Here is an 18,299-nt window from a genome sequence, read left to right as displayed (position 1 = left end):
GCGCATGAGAGGCACGACCCTTGGCAACAACTGGACCGAATAAGACGATACGAATGAGAGCGCGAGCTTCTCGGGCGTCGTCAGTGACCTGTAGGGGCGACTTTCATGACAGGCTGCGTGTTTCCGTGTGAAACTCAACCACCATCTCAGTCGGAACGCGACGCGCGCACCCAGGCGCCGGACACGCCTCTCGATGTCCAAACTGCAGCTGAGCAACGGGAGCGCGCAACGCACCGGCTTGCCGCGCTGGGCGAAATGACAGGCGGTATAGCCCATGATTTCAGAAATCTCCTGACAGTAATCGAATCCGGGCTCGGGCTCGCCGAGCGGAGAGCAGACGAGCCCGAAAGTGTGCGTGCCTACATTGCGGCAGCGCGGGAAGGGATCGATCGAGGGGTCGAATTGACGTCGCTATTGCTCGCCTTTGCAAAGCATCAGGAACTCGATGCCCACACTGGCGACATGAATGAATTTCTCAGGAGTTTTGAACCTTTCTTGAGATATGGCGGCGGGCCAGATGTCCGCGTTAAGCTCGAACTAGGTTCCGATGTCCCGGGGTGCCTGATTGACCCGGCATTTTTCGACGCAGCAGTGCTTAATCTCGTCATCAATGCGCGCGATGCCATGCCAAATGGCGGCGAGATCCGCGTCATTACCGGGCGAATGGTACAGACGGCGGCATCACCTGATCCGCCCGGGCCGGGAAGCTATGCGCGCGTTCGCGTCAAGGACCCCGGTTGCGGCATGCCTGAAGAAGTCTTGCGAAAGGTGTTCACTCACTACTTTACGACGAAAGGTGAGAAAGGTACCGGAATAGGGCTGTCGCAGGTACGTGCATTCGTGCAAATGGTTGGTGGTCACGTTAGCATTGCAAGCGAACCCGGGGTTGGAACAACAGTTGATCTTTTGTTCCCGTCAATCCAACCGAGTCCCTGAACGTCGTACCAGAATTCTTATGGTTTGATATCGCCGCTCGCGACGGTATGCAGTCCTGCCAAGGCAGGGACCGCTACCGTTTCATCGGCGTTAGCAGATTGCACCGCATAGACCGGGTAGGAGAACTGCGGCATTTCAGGTACGAGGTAGAGGCGCCCGGCCGCAATGTGAGACCGCGCCTCGCTCATCCTGAAATAACCGGAACCGCCGGCCGCAAGTACATAGTTCAGTGCGAGCGGACCGAGGTCGAAAGAAAGATCCGGCGCAGCACTCGGGAAATTCATCCCATGGTGAAGCGTAAAGTCCGGCCCCCAATCCATATAAACATAATCGGATCCGCCCAGGAGGTGCGCTTCTGAATTGGTAGTTACGAGGACGAGTTTTTCCTCCAGCAGCAGATCGATCTTCAAACCCGGTCTGTGCGGGGGCGCGTACATGATAGCTAAGTCGACCATTCCCGACGCGACCTGATTGATCAAATCCTGCGGCACATCGACGTGTACCCGAAGTGCGATATCCGGAAGGGATCGACGCATCCATCGAACCCAGTCAAGCAGAAGAGGTTGAGCAAGACTGACTTCGCTGCCGACGGTCAGAACAGCACGACGGCCGGGCGGGACAGCAACCTGATGGAGCGTGCGCTGCCATAGCTGGACGAACATCGGAGCGTGGCGCAGGAACTGTTCGCCAGCGGGGGTGAGCGAAGCGCCGCCTTTATGCCGGACGAAAAGCGGGCGGCCGAGTTGTTGCTCGAGGCTGCGAATTCGCGCGCTCACGGTCGTTTGAGCAACATTCAAACGTTCCGACGCCCGGATGAAGCTTCCGCTGGAAACAATCTCGATAAAAGTGCGAGCGAGCTCGATGTCCATAGGCAGTATAACATAAAAATTGCGTTCAAAGGTCAATCGAAATCATTTGTCAGATAGATAGCACCCATATTTAGGCCTCGGAAAATCCGCCAAGCGCGGCGTCGGTTGGTTTCGTCGGCGAAGGTTGGCTCGGCCCGATGCTCGTCTCAGTACTTGCATCATGTTGCTCATAACGAGACAGGGGAGATCATATCGACGAGAGAGGAGAGGTCGTCGCTGCCGGATCTGGCGGCCGGACGTGCCGAGCGGGCGGGAACGGACCAGATGCCAGGGGCTGTCAGTGACATGGGGTGCTGCCGTCTAGGGCGAGCTCTTTTGTGGAAGCTACCGTTGTAGTGCGCGGACGACAACGCGTCGCCTCAAAAGGTATCGAGCTGGCTGTCTCCTGCGAGCATGTCGACCTCGTCGCAGGGATCGCCGAGGCCATCTCTTTGCCTGGCTCGCCAATGGGCAAACAATCGCCACCCGGCGACATGACTCGAACGCTCAACGAGGAAATCTGCCGTTGCCGGATCACCTCGTGGAGTTCGATATCCACATACCTAATGTGGCAGCACAAAAAGTGCACTTAAATAACATTTCTATTCGTTTGCCAAATAGCTATCGCGGTCAGTAGGCTTTTGCTGAATTCGCCAGTCGGAACGCTAGATGCGTCGTCGACTTTGTACAGATAGCGCGGGAGACTTTGCACTCATCGAACGGTCGTAGATTGCACGCAGCTAAGCCTGGTTGAGCCGCTGCTGGTTCCTCGAAGTAACAGCGACCTCGTCGGCATTTTCCGATGTTCTGCTTCTCATTGCCTCCAACTGATAAGCCAACCGAGTAAACACTACCATACGGACGCGACGATCCTGGAGATGCGAAGATGTTAAATTTCCAACTCAATGGTCAAGATGTCACTGCAGACGCGCCAGACGATGCGACGTTGTTATGGGTGCTCACAGACGATTTGAAGCAACACGGCCTGAAATTCGGCTGTGGATTGTCACAATGCGGAGCGTGCGACGTGATGATTGACGGTGAGGTCGTCCGTTCCTGTCAGACCAAGGCCAGCAGCGCCGGGGGACGGTCGGTCACCACGCTTTCCGGGCTCATGGAGAACGGCAAGGCAAGCAAGCTGCAGCAGGCGTTCATTGACGAACAGGCGGCGCAATGCGGCTATTGCCTATCGGGGATGATCATGACTGCCCAAGCGCTCATCGATCGCAATCCCAAGCCGACCGAAGCAGACGTACGCGCCGCGCTGAATGGCAACCTCTGCCGCTGTGGGACGCATACGCGGATTATCCGCGCCGTATTGCGCGCGACGGAATAGGGAGGCCAATCATGAACACAATGCTCAAAAAGATGACCCGGCGCGAGCTTCTCGCAACGACTGGCTTTCTTACTTTGACCTTTGCCATGCCGTCGAATTTGTTCGGTCAGCAGGCGCCGGAGGCGTTGGGTATTGCTGGTGGACCGGGTCTTCCGCATGACCTGAAGAATAACCCGATGCTCAGCGCCTGGCTGCGCATCAACTCGGACGGAACCGTCACGCTGTTGATCGGTAAGGTCGAATTCGGCCAAGGCAACAGAACCGCCATCGGGCAAGTATGCGCCGAAGAGCTCGACGTCGATTTCAGCCGCTTGCAGATCATCGCCGGCGACACCAAACTCTGCCCGGACGAAGGTGTCACCTCGGGTTCGACGTCGATGCCTGACGGTGGGACCGCTGTCCAATATGCTTCGGCCGAAGTCCGTGGCATCCTTCTCGGGTTGGCAGCAGAAAAGCTCGGTCAGCCAGCTGAAACCATGAAGGTCAAGGACGGCACCATTACTGCCGCCAATGGCAAGACCACGACCTACTGGGAACTCGTGGTCGGCAAGGCACTGGACGTCAACGCAACCGGGAAGCCGATACTGAAGGACCCGGCGATATACACGATCGAAGGTACCTCGGTGCCGCGCGTCGACATTCCGGCGAAGATGACCGGTGGCGAGTCCTTCGTTCAAGATATGCACCCCGATGGTGTGGTCTACGGTATGGTCGCTCGCCCGCCCAACTACCGATCGAAGCTGACAAGTATCGACACAGGGCCGATCGAGAAGATGCCCGGCGTGATTAAGGTGGTGCGCAACGGCAGCTTTCTTGGCGTGATAGCCAAGACGAAAGACGAGGCCATGGCGGCCTCGGCCGCGCTGGGCACGGCCGGGAAGTGGGACGTTCCCAACGACATGATCGGGAACGCAGGCATTTATGACTGGCTGTTGAAGGCGCCGAGCAGTCCTAACATAATCCACGACCAGAAGCGCGCAGACGGCGCCGCACCCGTCAAGACGATTGAGGCGACGTTTCAACGGCCGTATGTCATGCACGGTTCTATTGGAACGTCGGCGGCTATCGCGCAGCTGGGCGCGGACGGTGTGATGACCATCCACACGCACAGCCAAAGCGTGTGGCAGACCGCGGAAGCGATCGCGAAGATGCTGAAGGTGGATACTGACAAGGTCCGCTGCATCCACACCCAGGGCTCAGGTTGCTACGGTCACAACATGGCCGATGATGCCGCGGCCGACGCGGCGTTGTTGGCAGCTGCCGTTCCTGGCACAACGGTGAAACTTCAGTACACGCGCGCCCAGGAGCACCAGTGGGAGCCTTACGGCCCCGCGATGGTCATTAAGATCAAGGCCGGCGTGGACGGCGACGGCAACGTGCTCGATTGGGAAACCGACGTGTGGTCCACGTCGCACGCCACGCGGCCGGGTGGAAACCCAGGCAACCTCCTGTCGGCGCGCTATCTTGATCCGCCGTTCGAGCAGCCGACGCCAAAAGAAATCTCCGGTCCGAATTATGGCGCTGGCCGCAACGCCATCCCGCTGTACGAGTTTCCGGGGCAGACCGTAACAACGCATTTTGTCAGCGAGATGCCGATTCGCGTGTCGTCTACGCGCTCGCTCGGCGCCTATGCAAACGTCTTCGCGTTGGAGTCCTTCATCGATGAGTTGGCGCATGACGCGAAGGTGGACCCGCTCGAGTACCGACTGCGCTTTCTCAAGGACGACCGGGCGCGGGCCGTGCTGACGAAGGCGGCCGACCTGTTCGGCTGGAGCAACTACAAGCGTAAACCAAACCAGGGCCGCGGCATCGCTTTCGCGCGATACAAGAACTACGCGGCATTGACCGCGGTTGCGATAGAGGTTCGCGTCACCCCGCGTAGCGGGCGGGTGCAGGTGCTGAGAGCGTCGGTCGCCGACGACAGCGGTCAGGTCGTCAACCCGAACGGTATCGCCAACCAGATGGAAGGAGCGGTTATCCAGTCATTGAGTTGGACGCTCAAGGAGGAAGTTAGATTCAGCGATTCGGCGATCCTGTCAGCCGATTGGGCGAGCTATCCGATTATCACTTTCCAGGAAGTGCCCAGCATAGACGTTGCGGTGATCAATCAGCCGGGCATGCCGTTCCTCGGCACCGGGGAAGCTGGTCAGGGGCCGACTGCCGCGGCAGTGACGAATGCAATATTCGATGCAGCAGGCGTGCGGTTGCGCACGTTGCCTTTCACGCCTGATCGCGTGAAGGCGGCGATGGACGCCAAGAAAGGCTGACCTCTCCAACCAGGACAAAAGAAGACCGGCACGGTTATGCGTCAGTTTTGTTACAAACTTTCTGTAACTGGCGCAGCTGCATGAAAGTCACCTCATTTTGGAAGTGATGTTGTCTCGCCTAGTGAAGAAAGCCGAATAGTAGCGCGTGCGGTTATTCTGAACTTTGCGACGGAACCTTTACTGCCGATGCGTCGATATGGAGGGAGGATTGTTGTGAAAGGGTGGACGCCATGCGTTATTTGATCTCTGCCCTTATTGTCCTCTTCCTGGTGATCGTAGGTCTTTACGCGTGGGTAGACCGATATTCCGAGATTGATGCGATCAAACCGTTAGCCGTCAACGCCTTCGACAAGACCGTGATCGACAAGGGCGCTAGCCTCGTCGCGATCGGTGATTGCGCAGTCTGCCATACTAAACCGGGGGGTGAGTCTCTCGCCGGCGGTCGCGAGATCAGGACGCCCTTTGGCACCATCGTCTCGACAAACATCACGCCGGACGTCGATACGGGCATAGGCGCTTGGTCACTGCCCGCCTTCACCCGCGCGCTCAGGGAGGGCGTAGATCGCCTCGGCCGCTATCTGTACCCTGCCTTCCCCTACGACCATTTCACCAAAGTCAAGGACGACGATATCGCTGCGATCTACGCGTATTTGATGACCCTTCCCCCGGTCAGTGCGCCAAAACCGAAGAACGAACTACCGTTCCCATACAACGTGCGCGTCCTGCTCGCCGGCTGGAATTTCTTATTCCTGCGCCAAGGCGCCTACTCGCCCGACCCGGCACGCGACGACCAATGGAACCGGGGTGCTTATCTCGTTGAGGGTATTGGCCATTGCGGCGCATGCCACACTCCACGCAACATCCTCGGTGCCGAGCGCCGCAGCAGCGCCCGTTTTGCCGGCGAAACGCTGGAAGGTTGGCATGCGCCGGCGCTGAACATGGCCTCGCCTGCGCCGGCACCGTGGACGGCCGACGCTATGGTCAACTTTCTTCTTGATGGTTGGGATGGCGATCATGGCATCGCTGCCGGTACCATGACAGCTGTGGTCAATGGACTCGGCTCACTTTCGGAAGACGACGCCTACGCCATCGCGACCTATATCCTCTCCTTCCAGGATCAGACCAACGTGGACGCGCGGACGAAGGCAGCCAAGTCCTTCGCCGAGAAGGTCGCTTTCGGCCCGTCTTCGCCGGCACCGTCGCAGCTGGGTGCCGCCTCCGAGCGCGGCGAGGCGACTTTCGCCCGCGTCTGCGCGAACTGCCACCGCGCCGGCACCAACACGGCGCCTTTGGCGCTAAGCAGCGTCGTGAGCGGGCCTGACCCGAGAAACCTGATCCACATTATCGACCAAGGCATCGAGCCGCCCCAGAACGCTCTCGACCACTCCATGCCGGCGTTCGGCGGATCGCTCTCCGCCAGCGACCTTGCTGACCTGGTGACGTTTGTGCGCAGCCGCTTCTCCGAGAAGCCCGCATGGTCGAACGTGTCCGTTCTCATCATGGAGGCGCGAGCCGCCAAACAGTGACCCAAAAGACCAGCATGAATGAGGTTGTTGCAACGGCTGGCTGGATGCGCAAAGAGGCTAGGTTCGAGGCCAATTATGCGGCAAGAATTTCGGACTGCTCGGCCAAGGAGGGCGGGCGACCCGCCTCAAATCGGAACCCTTTATCGAGTGATCGCCGTACTGTTGTTCGTCATCGCGGCCGTCCTCCTGTTTGGGCATGATGCCACGGAGGCTTCTCTCATCTCAGGAATGGAACGACCTGGTGGACATTGCTGCAACTAACTTCGACCTGCGGAGCCCCAAAACAAGCGTTAGCTCGGAAGAGTCGCAACTCGACGCGTTACTCTCGAACATTCGTGCCTGTCGCGCATGTGCTGGGGAATTCAGCCATGAACCCCGTCCGGTGGTGCAGGTAACCTCCGAGACCCGGCTCTTGATCTGCGGCCAAGCGCCAGGACGACGGGTGCATGAGAGCGGATTGCCGTTCGACGACCCTTCAGGTGATCGCTTGCGCGAGTGGCTTGGGCTCGATCGTCATGTCTTCTATGGGGACTCGCGAATCGGCGTGGCTCCGATGGCGTTCTGCTTTCCTGGGACCAATCCCAAAGGCGGCGACTATCCGCCACCGCCCCGGTGCGCCACGCTCTGGCGCCGGTCGCTTCTGGCGTGCCTGCCGAGGGTGGAACTGACGCTCCTCGTCGGTGCTTACGCTCAACGGTGGGCGTTGCAGCACACATCGGGGCCGTCGATGACCGCGACCGTCGCCGCATGGCGCACCTATGGTCCCGCAGTGATCCCGCTGCCTCATCCATCGTGGCGCAGTACAGTCTGGCTGCGTCGCAACCCGTGGTTCGAGAACGAATTGGCGCCTCATCTTCGCACCCGGGTTGCTGCCATCCTCAGCGGCGCAGCTGCCCGTCATGAGCCGGCGTCATGATCAACTCGCGGCGGACTCGGTACCGGTCGTATTAACCGCAGCCGTGACACTCCTCAGCAGTCGAACGGTTGTCGCCCCGCGGCGAGCGGGATCGTCGACGGCTATTCGGCAATGAATCCACGGGAGCACTCCGAAACGCCATGACCGCACGCCTACGCAGCCTGATTGATTCGATCAATTCGGCTAGGCCGTCAGTCGCTCAATCGTGTGAGCACCTGGCCGCGGTGCAGGGCCACGTGGTCGGTCTTGCTGCTCTTGATCTCGTATTGTGGAGACTGCGGGCTCGCGTGATGCGTGTGGCCCTTGTAGTCTACATCTTGGGTATGAATCTCAACGACCGTACCGCTGACGCGACCAGCCTCCGAATTCCAACTCACCCGATCCCCGACCTCAAACCGTTTCGTCATCACGAGCGTCGCGGCGCGGGGCCGCGGTACCTTCTTGTGTTCTGTCATTCTCTGTGCTCCGCTTGGGCAGACGCAATTCAGGTGCAGGCTGAGGGACTGGATCTTGGCGGTCACTCGTTCCTGACCATCGCCCGCTCGAACTCCAGTTCGGCGCGGAGTCCCGCCAAGTCGCGATGGACGAAGGCCTCGGCCAGCTTCTGGCCGCCACGGCGATAGGTGACTGTGCAGTCTCTTGCTGAGAGATCACCGTCGATTTCTGCCTTGTCCCATCCTTCGGCGTGGCCGACGTAGGCCAAGCTGAAGTCGTACTGTTCGGTCCAGAAAAAGGGCACGCAATCGAACCGCTCACGCCGTCCGAGCATGTTGCGTGCGGCGGTCTGCCCTTGGCGCTCAGCGACCACCCAGTGCTCGACGCGAATGTTCTCACCCGTGCGGCGGTCGGGCCAGCGCGCGATGTCGCCGGCGGCGAAAATCCCCGGAACGCTGGTTTCCAGATAGGGGTCCACCGTCACTCCGCGGTCGAGCTCCAACCCGGCCTGCTTGGCCAGTGTCAGAGTTGGGCGCACGCCGATCCCCGCGACAACAAAATCGGCCGCGAGTGTGGCCCCATTCTTCAGGGTGACGCCGCCGACACCGATCGAAGCCGCCGTCGTGCCGAGGTGGAAGACCACACTATGATGCTCGTGAAGCGTCCGGATATGCTGCCCGAGGTCGTCGCCAAGAATCCGCTGCATGGGGATTGCTCCGGGGGCGACCACATGGACGTCGACGCCACGCGCGCGCAGCGACGCAGCAACTTCCAAGCCGATGAAGCTGGCGCCGATCACCACGGCCCGACGTGACGCGACAGCGTCGGCGTTCAACGCATGGGCATCGGCAAGCGTCCGTAGGTAGCGGACGTGAGGTCGTTCGTCGCCTGCACCCAGCCGCACGGGCTCGGCGCCCGTGGCCAGCAGCAACGCGTCATAGGCATATCGGGTCCCATCAGTGAGTTCGACGTGCCGTGCCCTTGTGCCGATGAAACCCACACGCGCACCCAGCTTCAGCTGGATGTCCTGAGCTTGGTAGAATTCAGCCGTGCGCAGCGGATTCGAGTCGTCCGAGGCGGTCCCCGTGAGATACCCCTTCGACAGGTTAGGACGGTCGCAAGGGGCCGACGTATCGGCGCTCAGCATCGTCAGCCGGCCGTTGTAGCCCTCACGCCGGAGGGTTTCAGCGGCCGCTTGGCCAGCAGCGCCGCCGCCGACGATCACGATCGAGTCGGGCAGGCCGGAGTGGGCTGGAAGCGACCGGCGCGATGCGGGCTTGCGCCGCGCCCGAACCCGTATGCGGCCGTCTTTACGCTCGACATCAAAACACGGGATCGATGTCAGGGCAGGGGCGCGGAGCACCTCCCCCGTGCGCAGACTGAAGCAGGCATGATGCCAGGGACAACGAACGGTGTCGTCGACGAGGAGTCCGTCGGCGAGCGGTGCGCCGTAGTGCGTGCAAACCGATCCAACGGCGAATATCTCCTCGCCTCGGCGCGCCAGCAAGACGGGCTCGTTGTCAACACGGCCGGCGAGCATGGCGCCGTCTGCAATCTGGCTCAGAAGGATGCCAATGCCGAAGTCCAAATAGTCAATGTCAGGTGTACTGGAGTTCATGAAAAGCCTCCTTACTCGATCCTGCAGCCTGGGCGTGCAACTCGCTCCGGGGACGGCGAGACGAAACGCTCCGCCAGGGCAGGGTTCCCGCTCGCATTTTCCAATCTGACGGTGCGCACCGACTCTCGGGCAACGTGATCAATTCGACATGACCCGGTTCAATCGATCATTTTCCAGCAGCGAGCGGGTAGCACCGCCGAAGATCCACTCCCTGAATTTGCTGTGGCCGTAGGCGCCGGATATGACCAGATCCGCATGCATCGCGTCGGCCACATCGGCGATCGTTCCGCCATCGGATTTTTCCGGAAACACTTCCGCCTTCGCCTTTACGCCGTGAAAGGAAAGTAAGGCGACGACATCATCCAGACTGTTCCAGGTTTCGTCCGTTACGTCATTGTCGATCGTAACGACACGAACCTCCTGGGCCATTTGCAAAAAGGGCATAGCATCAGTAACCGCACGCCTGGCTTCACGCGTGTCTTTCCATGCTACAAGAACCTTGTTGATGCGGAAATTTTCCTGGTTGGTTGAGGCGACCAGTACAGGTCGTCCCGCTTGAAGGATCAGGTTGCCGAGATCGGTGGACCGATGGACGTTGCCAGAAGAGGCACCCTCGGGCGATGCTGTGACGATGAGATCGGCCATACGCGCCGAGCCGATCAGTAAGCCAGTCGGATTGCCCACGGCCCCACGCCATTCCGTCTCAACCGTTGCGCCAGCAAGATCTTCGAATTCCGCGCGGAGTTCCTCAATTCGTCGCTCGATGTTCTTGCGCTGGCACATCATGCTCTCTCCGTCGAAGGCCACTCCTCCTTCCATTACAACGGGCGGCGGAACGTCGGCGGCCGAAAGGCCGATCAGGCGCGCATCGAACCGCTGGGCCAATTCGACACCGAGCTTGATAACAGGAGCGACCATACCGTCGATGTCGAGATTGAGGACGATTGACTTGTAGGCCATTGGATTTCCTTCCTTGGATGGGTAATGAGTCGATCCTGCTAAGGGAGAAAGACCAACCGGCGATGCGCCGCAAAACGCGGCGCGTCAGCTGTCATCAAGCGTTAGAAGGACGAAGCTCTGCCCTGCAACGCCTCAAAAAGCTCGGCGTCACAACGATCATCGTCATGAAGCGTTCGCCGGCTGGGGTGACCGTCGATGTTCCTCGCCCTACTCGAACATGATCCGGGCAGTACCTTTCTTCGCGATCAACATTCTCCTAGCTTCCTGGATCCGCTCGGCCTGTAGTTTGGTATAGGGGCCCATCGGCTTGGTCTTTTCATCGCCGCGACGGACTTGGCAGTACCACTGGCCATTGATCGAGAAGATTTCAACCGACGTCGACGTCTCGTTGGGCTCGTCCTTAGCGACCGCCTCCATGAATTTGACGATCGTTGAATAATGTTGAGCGGGCGCGACCGTGCCCAAACCATTGGTGGTGCTCAGTTCCTGTTGCATTGTGGACATAATCCGAACTCCTTTCGGTCACGACGGCATTCCGCTCAGCCATTTCTCATTGCGCTCTTCTTCGGACTGCGGCGCCCGAGAGCGCTTTGCTAAGTCGCCATCTGGTGCTCCATTTCCATCTCTGCCTTCAGACTTTCGATGTCGCGGAAGATCGAGGCAACAGCCAGCGTGCGTCCTTCGCGTTTGAAGCGCAGCAGACAATCCTTGGCTGTGATGTCTCCATCGACCGCGATCTCATCCCATTGTCCGGCATGGCCGACATAGTTGATGGGAACATCGTAATGCTGGCTCCAGAAGAACGGCACGGCCGCGAATTTCTCCCGATCGCCGAGCATGTTCAGGGCCGCTGTTTGCCCCTGCCTCTCTGCAACCACCCAATGCTCGACCCGAATGTTCTCGCCACTGTGGGGATCTGGCCACTGCGCAATGTCGCCGGCCGCGAATATCCCTGGCTCGCTCGTTTCCAGAAAGGCGTCCACAACAACGCCGTGGCCAACGACTAGCCCCGCCGTCTTGGCAAGTCCGGTCCGCGGCCGCACGCCGATGCCGGCGACGACGAAATCCGCCGCCAACGTACCGCCACTGCTAAGTTTCACCTTCCTGCCGTCGACGCTTATCGCCGTGTTCTCGAGATGGAATACGACGCCATGCTCTTCATGGAGGGCGCGGATGAAGTCGCCCATTTGCGGCCCCAGGACCCGTTCCATGGGCCGTTTTTCCGGCGCCACGACATGAACCTCGATATCGCGCGCCCGCAGGGCCGCGGCAACCTCGAGCCCGATGAAACTGGCTCCAAGCACGATCGCGCGGCTTGCCGTGTTGGCCTGCTCGATGATCGCCTTGCAATCTGCAAACGAGCGCAGCGTGTGAACGTGAGGCAGGTCGGCGCCGGGGATGGTAAGATGGACGGGTTCGGCGCCGGTCGCAAGCAGCAGCCTGTGGTAAGGAATCCTTCCTTCATCAGCGAGGATGACCTCGCGGGACCGCAGATCGATGTCAACGGCCTTCACATTGAGACGCAGGTCGACGTTGTTTTTTGAATAGAACTTCTCGCCGCGGAGCGGAATCCAATCCTCCGGGGCCTTTCCTGCGAGGTAGTCCTTGGAGAGGTTGGGTCGGTCGACGGGCGGCGCATGGTCGTCGCTGATCATGACGATGCTGCCCTGGTAGTGCTCCCGCCGCAGCATTTCAGCCGCTGCGAAACCCGCTGCACCGCCGCCGACAATGACGATTTTCTTGGGGACCTGGCCGGAGCCTCCGGTGCGTGGTTTCGGAGCTGTCCGTTTGAGTTTCTCGCCGACGAATATCCGATCATCGCGCTGCTCAACCGACCAGCAAGCGAGTGGATTGAAGGCAGGCGCTCTTAAGGCCTCGCCTGTGCGCAAATCGAAGCACGCGTGATGCCAGGGACACCGAACGGTATCCTCCACCACAAGACCGTCGACGAGCGGCCCGCCGTAATGTGTGCAGGTCGCCCCGACGGCGAAAACCTCGGCCCCACGGCGCACCAGCAGCACCTGTTCATCGCCGCTATGGCCTATCAGCTTTCCGCCATCGGGAAGATCGGAGAACGCGATCCCCTGAGCCAGATCCGGCCCATCCAGTTTGCTATGGCCTTCAGCCATTTTCTTCTCCCTTGGCGATCCCGTGTCATCACGTGTACGGTGAAGCGGGAACTCCTAAGCCCACCAACATCGCAATATTCTTTGCCTGGCTAGCGCGTCGTCAGGTTTTCAGGACTGCCAAAGGCCCAGACCAGCTCACTCGTTGCGACCGAGCCGCATACACAGTGTAGTCTCCCGCCTTCTTAGGTATCGTGCAAACGAATTTAATCAGCAATTGCATGCAATTTTTATGATACGTTAAACAACGGCTTTTGCTGGGGAGGCAAGTTGCTAGCAGGTTCTTTGCGAAGCAGGTTTGGCTTCTCGCTTTGCCTTTCTCGTCGACGCCGACACCACCATCGCGACGTTGTGCCATAGCCTATCGTTCGCGCCTTCAATGGTGGTCCGGCGTGCGTTGATGACGGGCTTCTCGATCGCTCTCGCCGCCGCCCAGAAAACCTTGAAGGGTGTGAAGTCCAGGAAAAGACCACCGATTCTTGCAGGTTGAGCAGGCAGCAGATAGACAACCCTTACGAAGCCCAGGGAGATGCCCATGCACGCAATCAGACTGGCCCTAGCGGCTCTCACCCTGATGCCATCTTTGGCCTCCGCTCAGGCATTCGTCTGGTCTGAACAATTGCAGAAATCGCCCTCCGAGCTTGAGGCTGCTCTAGGGGCGAACGCAAAATGTGCCCACGGAGTGCAACACTCCGTGCCGGTGGAGACCGTCGATTTGGGGACCACAATCGGGGCTGACCTTTTCTCGCCGGTTGCAGTGCACGACTTCATGTCATTGGTGTTCGTAGTTGGCAAAGAGAATCCGCGCGTAGATCGAGATCCAGACCGGCGATATGTTGCGCAACAGATCGAGAAATCCGTGTGCTCGATAGGAAGAGAGGCCACAGCGACCGCATATTCCTTTATGGATCGCATCTTCCGGATCGAACTGGTGTTTGACCGATGCGAGTCACGAGAGGAGAAGGCTCACTCGCTTTTGGTAATGGACGCGTCGTTGGTGTACGCACAATGCGAGGGTGTTGACCTCAAGGAAAAGGATTTCGACACCATACTCTACCAGTCGATCAAGGCCCGGAACTCATATGGCTACACCAGACAGGGACAGCCACGACTTCTGGACTTTCGATGGTCTCGCTTCATGGATGGTGAGTACGAAGCAGCGGAACGGAGATACGTTGTCGACTTCGGCTGCAGCGTTCGCGGCGAGATCGAGAGCCAGATGTCACATATGGATCAGTCACATCGATGCTTGATAGACGTCGATAATTCCGACCCCACACATTGGTCGGCGACTTCCATGTATGAAAGCTTCAAGCCCGGCATGATTTTCGATGACGTCAGCTCGCGCCTTACCGCGAACCGGCTGTTTGTCGACATGCCAGCTGAAAAACTAGCCATAGAATCCATGCGGCCTGAGCTTCAGGCAATGGTAGATGGCATCAAAAAGGGCATCGTTGACCGGTTAGCCGCGAAGGAATCCAAGGACAATGGCGTGTCCAACATCCTCGGCGCTGGCAACTGACGATCAGGACCTCGGCCCGTGATGCCCGGTCCAAGTCCTCGCGAGACCCTCCTACACACGCGATGATGTGGCTGGCGGACGGCAAGGTGTCTCCCAGGGAAGCCTGCTGCGGGCGATTACAGGATCGCTTGCCCCGTCTTGCTCCAGTCGGCGAGAAAGGACTCAAGTCCCCTGTCGGTGAGCGGGTGTTTGGCGAGGTTTCTGAGCACCGCAGGTGGCACGGTCGCGATATTGGCGCCTGCGATCGCCGCCTGTTTGACATGGAGAGGGGTGCGAATTGAGGACGCCAGGATTTCCGTCGTGAAGGATTTGTCGTTGTCGTAGATCTTGCGGATTTCCCGGATTACCTCCATTCCGTCCAGACCAAGATCATCCAGCCTGCCAACGAACGGCGAAATGAAGGTCGCGCCTGCCTTGGCTGCGAGCAGTGCCTGGTTGGCCGAAAAGCACAGGGTGACATTGACCTTGTGTCCGAGCTGACTGAGCGCCCGGCAAGCCCTGAACCCATCCCAGGTGGACGGCACTTTGACGGCCACATTGGCGGCAATGCCGGCCAAAAGCTCTCCCTCGGCGATCATACCGTCGAAGTGGATCGCGGTGACTTCCGCTGAAACCGGGCCCTCGATTGTCTGGCAAATTTCCTTGATCACATCCCTAATCGGTCGGCCGGTCTTTGCGATAAGGGACGGGTTCGTGGTCACCCCGTCGAGAAAACCAGCAGCAGCAAGCTCGCGAATTTCAGAAATATCGGCTGTATCGATAAAGAACTTCATTGTCTTCCTCCTCAACGTGAATACGTCCATCAATGATTTGATGAGATTTCCTTAGCTTGGTTCCAGAAAGATGATTTTGCTCTCGCAGTTGTGATCGCACGCCCTATGTACTTGAAGGCAATGAATAGTGAGGAGCGAAGTCAATGAGTGAGAAAATCTCCAACGAGAGAGTGAGATTGAAACGGGCATATGAGGACCCGGCTGCCGACGACGGCATGCGCGTGTTGGTCGACCGGCTTTGGCCGCGCGGGGTCAAGAAGACCGAAGCAGAAATCGACACTTGGATGAAGGAAATTGCGCCAAGCACCGAGCTTCGGAAATGGTTTGGACACGATCCAGCTCGCTGGGAGGAGTTCCGGCGCCGATACGCTGCCGAAATCCAGGAGCATCGCAATGAACTCGACCGATTGCATGGCCTGATGCGGGAAGGCAGGGTCACGCTCGTCTACTCGGCTCACGACGAGACGCACAACGATGCCGTCGTTCTCAGGGAGATCTTGCTGGCACATCGATAAAGAGGTCATGTCCCGTCCGTCTCCGGGTCGTCGACAACATCGAGGAGGTTGGAGAATTCGTTTCTAAGGATTGCCTGGTCGGCTGCATCCGACACAAACACGAAGATGTCACCCCGATATCGCTCGATCCAGTGATGACCTGTGCCATGGCTGCGCAAGTAGTCACCGATCTGATGGATCGTGAAATGGCCCAGACCCTGGTGCAGGAGAAATTTCATCAAAGTTGTGCTTTTGCAGGCGGGACAGGTCGCGCGCCTGACTCAGGGGACAACCTTCTGGCCCTGAGCGTTGAACTGTTTCAGATAGGCGATCACGTCGGCGATCTCCTGGTCCTTGTTGAGACCGGCGAATGTCATCTTTGTGCCGGGCACCAATTTGCGCGGCGCGTGCAGATAGGTCGTCAGCGTCGGTTCGTCCCACGTCAGACCCGAATTCTTGTTCGCCGTTGAATAACTGTAATCGGGATACGCGCCGGCCGCCCGGCCGACGACCCCATTCAAGACCGGACCTACTCCGTTCACTGCGTCAGGGCCGACCTTGTGGCAGGCCATGCACCTCCTGAAGACGACGGCGCCGGCTTCGGCGTTGCCGGGGGACGAGTCCTGCGCATGGGCCGAGCCGACTGCAGTGAGAATTGCAGTCATCAATCCAAGCAAGGTCGATTTCATGATTGCTTCTTTCAGTGAGCGCGGGTCGGTTCCTGACGAACCGGCCCCCTGCAATATGGGGTTCGAAACACGCCCAGCCTGCCGGATCCGAACCGCGGATCCGGCAGGCGTTGCCTCAGGAGGAAACTAGTGGGCCGGGGTTCTTCAGATACTGGTTCTTGATCGCGTCCACCGCCCAGTAGGCAAGAGCGCCTACCGGTCCGGTCGGGTTCTTCCCGGCGTTCTGGGGAAACACGCAAGCGCCTGTGACGAACACGTTTGGAACATCCCAGACCTGAAGATATTTATTCAGAACGCTGGTGTTCGGATCAGCTCCAAAGACTGCCCCGCCAGTGTTGTGCGTGCTCTGATAAGGCACAATCGAATAGGGCACGGGGGGAATGCTCCGATCGACCTTGGTCGCACCCATCTCCTTGGCGATCTTTACGCAGATGTCAGCCTGACCGTTCATCTGCTTTACCTCATTGTCCTGGAAGTCGAACGTCATCCTCATCAGTGGACGGCCAAAGACGTCGGTGTAGGTTGGATCGAGGCTGAGATAGTTCTGTCGGTAGGCCATCACCGCGCCTTGATTGCCAACGCTGGCCGCGTGGTCATAATTGTCGACCACTGCCTTCTTCCATTCAGAGCCCCAACGCGGCGTGCCGTGCGGCGTTGGATGCGATTGGATAGGCCGGGCGCCCGAGTTGCTGCAACTGATGCCGCCGCCGCCGATGTAGCCAGCCTTCACGAAATCGTAGTTGTCGCCGTTGAAATCGTCCATGGTCGTGCCGAGCGCGCCTGCGCCCATGAAGCGATTCAGGATGGTTTCCTTGTCGAAGAAGGCCGTAGCCCCTCCACCGCACTGATAGGCATAGTTGCGGCCGACCACGCCCTTTCCCGTTGCCGGGTCATAAGGCACGCCGATCCCCGAATGGAGCAGCAGGTTGACGTTGCCGAGCGCATAGGCGGAGAGAATGATGAGGTCGGCAGGCTGTTCGAATTCCCGCCCGCGTGCGTCGAGATAGGTGACGCTGACTGCCTTCTTGCGGGTCGAGTCGAGATTGACCTTCAGCACGATCGAGTTGGTGCGCAGTTCGAAATTCGGGTTCTCCAACGCCAGTGGGATGACGGTGAAGTGTGGGCTCGCCTTGGCATTCGCCTCACAGCCGAAACGCTCGCAGAAACCACAATAGTGACACTGGCCGAAGGCCACGCCATCGGGATTGACGTAATCCCGCGACGCGTTTGACGAAGGATTGGGAAAAGGGTGGTAGCCGAGATTGCGGGCGGCCTTGTCGAACATCACCATGCTCTGCGCGGCAATCATCGGCGGATTGGGATACTCGTCCTTGCGCGCCCCCTCGAAGATATTGCCTCCATCGACCTTCCGACCGTTGAGATTGCCGGCCTTGCCCGAAGTACCGCATGTCTTCTCGAACTTGTCGTAATAGGGCTCGAGATCGTCATAGGTGATCGGCCAGTCCTGCAAATGCATGTCCGAAGGGATGATCTTTTCGCCGTATTTGTCGATCGTCCTGGTGCGCGCCTGATGATCCCACTCGAGCCATCGCCAGGTGACGCCGTTCCAGTGCACGCCGGCGCCGCCGACACCCTGGCCAGGCAGGAACGAGCCGAGCTGTCGCATCGGCAGCGCCGTTTGCGATTCATTGTTGCGGAAGGTGATGGTTTCCCGCCGCACGTTCTGCATGAGGTCGTAGCGGGCGGCGTAGCGCAGTTCGTCATGGATCTGCGGATCGATAAAGTCCGGATTGGTGTCACGCGGGCCTCCCCGCTCAAGGGCGACGATTTTCAGCTTCGTCGACGCGAGCTCCTTGGCGATGATGCCGCCTGTCCATCCAAGGCCGACAATC

Annotated in this window: 18 protein-coding genes; 7 read left to right on the top strand and 11 right to left on the bottom strand. The window is 59.2% G+C overall.

Going from position 1 to position 18,299, the window contains the following annotated elements; genetic code table 11:
* Positions 1-105: 105 nt before the first annotated feature.
* The gene (locus AC1DZP_RS31475; protein WP_477307748.1) at positions 106-936 is read left to right on the top strand and encodes a two-component system sensor histidine kinase NtrB; all 831 of its coding nucleotides are present in this window, start codon (positions 106-108) and stop codon (positions 934-936) included.
* Positions 937-953: 17 nt separating this feature from the next.
* Here AC1DZP_RS31475 and AC1DZP_RS31470 read toward each other — a convergent pair whose 3' ends face one another.
* Positions 954-1,805 (bottom strand): LysR family transcriptional regulator, encoded by an 852-nt coding sequence (locus tag AC1DZP_RS31470; protein WP_477307746.1) that lies wholly within the window; start codon positions 1,803-1,805, stop codon positions 954-956.
* A gap of 865 nt (positions 1,806-2,670) precedes the next feature.
* Between AC1DZP_RS31470 and AC1DZP_RS31465 the strand changes: the two genes are divergently transcribed.
* From AC1DZP_RS31465 to AC1DZP_RS31450, 4 genes are all read left to right on the top strand, one after another.
* The gene (locus AC1DZP_RS31465) at positions 2,671-3,120 is read left to right on the top strand and encodes a (2Fe-2S)-binding protein (RefSeq protein ID WP_126067797.1); all 450 of its coding nucleotides are present in this window, start codon (positions 2,671-2,673) and stop codon (positions 3,118-3,120) included.
* Between the two features lie 11 nt (positions 3,121-3,131).
* Positions 3,132-5,387, top strand: coding sequence for a xanthine dehydrogenase family protein molybdopterin-binding subunit (locus AC1DZP_RS31460; protein ID WP_477307744.1), 2,256 nt, complete (start codon positions 3,132-3,134; stop codon positions 5,385-5,387).
* 230 nt (positions 5,388-5,617) lie between these two features.
* Positions 5,618-6,913, top strand: coding sequence for a c-type cytochrome (locus AC1DZP_RS31455; RefSeq protein ID WP_477307742.1), 1,296 nt, complete (start codon positions 5,618-5,620; stop codon positions 6,911-6,913).
* A 196-nt stretch (positions 6,914-7,109) separates the two neighbouring features.
* A complete protein-coding gene (locus tag AC1DZP_RS31450; protein ID WP_477307817.1) occupies positions 7,110-7,829 on the top strand; it encodes a uracil-DNA glycosylase family protein in 720 nt (239 codons plus the stop codon).
* A gap of 191 nt (positions 7,830-8,020) precedes the next feature.
* Here the strand turns inward: AC1DZP_RS31450 and AC1DZP_RS31445 are convergent, their stop codons facing one another.
* The 6 genes from AC1DZP_RS31445 to AC1DZP_RS31420 all read right to left on the bottom strand — a co-directional run bounded on the left by AC1DZP_RS31445 (position 8,021) and on the right by AC1DZP_RS31420 (position 13,505).
* Positions 8,021-8,236: a hypervirulence associated TUDOR domain-containing protein gene (locus tag AC1DZP_RS31445; protein WP_199645970.1), complete on the bottom strand. Its 216-nt coding sequence runs from the start codon at positions 8,234-8,236 to the stop codon at positions 8,021-8,023.
* A 110-nt stretch (positions 8,237-8,346) separates the two neighbouring features.
* Positions 8,347-9,882: an FAD-dependent oxidoreductase gene (locus AC1DZP_RS31440; protein WP_477307740.1), complete on the bottom strand. Its 1,536-nt coding sequence runs from the start codon at positions 9,880-9,882 to the stop codon at positions 8,347-8,349.
* A gap of 138 nt (positions 9,883-10,020) precedes the next feature.
* Positions 10,021-10,842 carry a universal stress protein gene (locus AC1DZP_RS31435; RefSeq protein ID WP_477307738.1) on the bottom strand — a complete coding sequence of 274 codons (822 nt, stop codon included), beginning with the start codon at positions 10,840-10,842 and terminating at the stop codon, positions 10,021-10,023.
* A 207-nt stretch (positions 10,843-11,049) separates the two neighbouring features.
* Positions 11,050-11,337 carry a hypothetical protein gene (locus AC1DZP_RS31430; protein ID WP_126067802.1) on the bottom strand — a complete coding sequence of 96 codons (288 nt, stop codon included), beginning with the start codon at positions 11,335-11,337 and terminating at the stop codon, positions 11,050-11,052.
* Between the two features lie 98 nt (positions 11,338-11,435).
* Positions 11,436-12,971: an FAD-dependent oxidoreductase gene (locus AC1DZP_RS31425; RefSeq protein ID WP_477307736.1), complete on the bottom strand. Its 1,536-nt coding sequence runs from the start codon at positions 12,969-12,971 to the stop codon at positions 11,436-11,438.
* Positions 12,972-13,241: 270 nt separating this feature from the next.
* Complete coding sequence (locus tag AC1DZP_RS31420; RefSeq protein ID WP_477307734.1) at positions 13,242-13,505, bottom strand: hypothetical protein; 264 nt, start codon at positions 13,503-13,505, stop codon at positions 13,242-13,244.
* Between AC1DZP_RS31420 and AC1DZP_RS31415 the strand changes: the two genes are divergently transcribed.
* On the top strand, positions 13,504-14,490 hold the full coding sequence (locus AC1DZP_RS31415; RefSeq protein ID WP_477307732.1) for a hypothetical protein: 987 nt from the start codon (positions 13,504-13,506) through the stop codon (positions 14,488-14,490). The two genes, AC1DZP_RS31420 and AC1DZP_RS31415, sit on opposite strands and share 2 nt — an antisense overlap.
* Positions 14,491-14,606: 116 nt before the next feature.
* On the opposite strand, the gene fsa is transcribed toward AC1DZP_RS31415, so the two are convergent.
* The gene (fsa, locus tag AC1DZP_RS31410) at positions 14,607-15,263 is read right to left on the bottom strand and encodes a fructose-6-phosphate aldolase (protein WP_477307730.1); all 657 of its coding nucleotides are present in this window, start codon (positions 15,261-15,263) and stop codon (positions 14,607-14,609) included.
* A gap of 143 nt (positions 15,264-15,406) precedes the next feature.
* On the opposite strand from fsa, the gene AC1DZP_RS31405 reads away from it, so the two are divergent.
* Positions 15,407-15,778, top strand: coding sequence for a DUF488 domain-containing protein (locus AC1DZP_RS31405; RefSeq protein WP_477307728.1), 372 nt, complete (start codon positions 15,407-15,409; stop codon positions 15,776-15,778).
* A 5-nt stretch (positions 15,779-15,783) separates the two neighbouring features.
* Here the strand turns inward: AC1DZP_RS31405 and AC1DZP_RS31400 are convergent, their stop codons facing one another.
* From AC1DZP_RS31400 to AC1DZP_RS31390, 3 genes are all read right to left on the bottom strand, one after another.
* Positions 15,784-15,996, bottom strand: coding sequence for a hypothetical protein (locus tag AC1DZP_RS31400; RefSeq protein WP_477307726.1), 213 nt, complete (start codon positions 15,994-15,996; stop codon positions 15,784-15,786).
* Positions 15,997-16,038: 42 nt separating this feature from the next.
* On the bottom strand, positions 16,039-16,446 hold the full coding sequence (locus tag AC1DZP_RS31395; RefSeq protein WP_477307724.1) for a c-type cytochrome: 408 nt from the start codon (positions 16,444-16,446) through the stop codon (positions 16,039-16,041).
* Between the two features lie 115 nt (positions 16,447-16,561).
* On the bottom strand, positions 16,562-18,298 hold the full coding sequence (locus AC1DZP_RS31390) for a GMC family oxidoreductase (protein ID WP_477307722.1): 1,737 nt from the start codon (positions 18,296-18,298) through the stop codon (positions 16,562-16,564).
* Between the last annotated feature and the right edge of the window lies 1 nt (position 18,299).

This window comes from Mesorhizobium sp. P2_F8 (genome assembly GCF_056403655.1).
This window is presented reverse-complemented; position numbering and strand designations above follow the sequence as displayed.